Genomic DNA, 1,243 nt, shown 5'->3' with positions numbered 1-1,243 from the left:
TGCATCGATGTCACGGGCGGCGCGACCGGCAGCGGCAGCCTGCTCGTCCAGCAGACCTGCAACGGCGGCAACAGCCAGAAGTGGGTCCGGCAGGCCAACCCCTGATCCAGGATGATCCCGGAGTGGCCGAAGCCTGACGGCGTCGTGGACGCCTGAACGGCGCGCGTACGCATGGGCGGCGCCCTTGCCCTGACGAGGGCGGGGGCGCCGTGGTGTGCCGGGGAGGGTCAGTGCAGGATGCCGTCGATGATGTCGCGGGCACCCTGACGCAGCAGCTCGGCGGCGACCCGGGACCCGAGGGCACCCGGGTCGTTCCGCGTCTCGCTCCACAGTCGGGCGTGGGCGCATTTCGAGCCGCCGCGGGAGAACGCCATGGCGCGCAGGCCAAGTCGCCCGTCCGGCTCCCGTGGTGCAGTACCCGGCGATGGGGCTGTTGCAGTGCCCGCGCAGCCCCGCACGGGCGGACGGATCGGAGACGTGACGGAGGATGCGGACGCTGGAGTGGGCGGCTGCCAGGAACAAGGAAGGGCATCCCAAGGCGGTGGAAGCCGCCAACGCCGCTTCAACACGCGCATTCAATAGGGAACTGCTGCACGGCGGCCCTGTGGCCGAGTACGCGCCGGGCGAGATCGACACGATCGTCGACCGCGTCCGGCAGGAGTGCCAGACGATCGCCCCGATCGATCTGACCTTCGCATCACCGTGTCCACACATCCCTTCTGGGATTCCGTCGAAGTCGGCGACCGCGTCGAGGCCCGCATGGCGCTCAAGCACGCACACGAACCGGCCGAGGCGTAGCCATGCCCGGCGGCATATCCGACCTGGACAAGAACCGAGCCCTGGCCTCACCCGAGAAGAGGCGGTGATCGCCTTGGCGGAGCCTGACATCGAGGCGTGCCAGATCTGCAAGCCCGAGACGGGGCTCGTCGACGGGCTGCATGCCACGCCTCATGCGCAACAGAGGACCACGGAACCGAGGCTGTAGGGGAGTGCGGGCGCGATATCGTGGAGTCTTCTTATCAGCGGTTTTGTGATTTGGCAGGAGTACCCGCGTGCCCGAGGACCCCATCGCTCAGAGCGAGCTTGCTGCCCTGACCCGGCGTTTCGAAGAGGTCGCGGGGAAGCATGACCGCGAGTTCGGGATCATTAAGTCCGACCTGACCGCGGTGCGCCTGCAGATCGGGAACCTGGACCAGAAGGTCGAGGCTCTCGACAAGAAGATCGACCGGAACCAGGCCCAGAT

3 protein-coding genes are annotated in these 1,243 nt (G+C 67.8%); 2 read left to right on the top strand and 1 reads right to left on the bottom strand.

Features of this window, described 5'->3' with window-relative positions:
* Positions 1–227: 227 nt before the first annotated feature.
* Complete coding sequence (locus ABZY11_RS44590) at positions 228–374, bottom strand: hypothetical protein (RefSeq protein WP_356484633.1); 147 nt, start codon at positions 372–374, stop codon at positions 228–230.
* Positions 375–814: 440 nt separating this feature from the next.
* Between ABZY11_RS44590 and ABZY11_RS44585 the strand changes: the two genes are divergently transcribed.
* Together ABZY11_RS44585 and ABZY11_RS44580 are read left to right on the top strand one after the other, a co-directional pair.
* Entirely contained in the window at positions 815–985 is a 171-nt protein-coding gene (locus ABZY11_RS44585) for a DUF6233 domain-containing protein (protein WP_356484634.1), read from the top strand.
* Positions 986–1,052: 67 nt separating this feature from the next.
* Positions 1,053–1,243: hypothetical protein (locus ABZY11_RS44580; protein WP_356484457.1), on the top strand; the 191-nt coding region annotated here is incomplete at its 3' end.

It is taken from the genome of Streptomyces sp. NPDC006510 (genome assembly GCF_040611955.1).
Lineage (GTDB): Bacteria > Actinomycetota > Actinomycetes > Streptomycetales > Streptomycetaceae > Streptomyces.
The sequence above is the reverse complement of the archived record's forward strand: the minus strand, read 5'-3'. Positions and strand labels throughout refer to the sequence as shown.